Annotated in this window: 1 pseudogene; it reads right to left on the minus strand. The window is 39.2% G+C overall.

Annotated elements, in window-relative coordinates:
* Positions 1-609, minus strand: a pseudogene (locus LQ216_RS20250) (IS3 family transposase); the annotation flags it as partial.

Here is a 609-nt window from a genome sequence, read left to right on the forward strand (position 1 = left end):
TGTTAAAGAGATCAACAAACACACATATGTATTGCCATTTTTGATTGACCCTTACATATGTTAAGTCGCTTACAATCGCATTCAACTCATTTTCCTGATTAAATTCTCGATTCAGTTCATTAGCCTGGCTCGATTCATTAACCTTCTTCGAATGGGGTTTAAATTGAGCCACAGTGTAGGTGGACACGAGTCCTTGTTCTTTCATAATCCGACCAATTCGTCTTCTGGAAACAACTAGTCCACGTTTCTTTAATTCCACTTTAATTTTACGAGTTCCATAGTTTTGGCGGCTCTCATGAAATATTTCGATGATGTCGGAAGTGATGTCATCTTCGGATTTTCTTTCTTTCGCTTCATAATAATAAGTGCTTCTAGGCAATTGAAGGACGTCGCACATTGCTGATATCGAGTATTTGTGCTGGTTGTTCCGAATCACATTTACTTTCGTCCTAGTATCAGCGCAGCTTGCTTTAAAATATCATTCTCCATCTGTAACTGTTTGAGTTCCTTACGGAGCTTTACCAATTCTGTTTCTTCCGGTGTTCGGTTATCGGCTTCTTTGAATGAACCGGAGGCATTATGTTGAGAGATCCACTTATCCAGAGAAGA

This window comes from Bacillus sp. CECT 9360, from assembly GCF_918741275.1.
In the GTDB taxonomy this organism is placed as follows: Bacteria; Bacillota; Bacilli; order Bacillales; family DSM-1321; genus Peribacillus.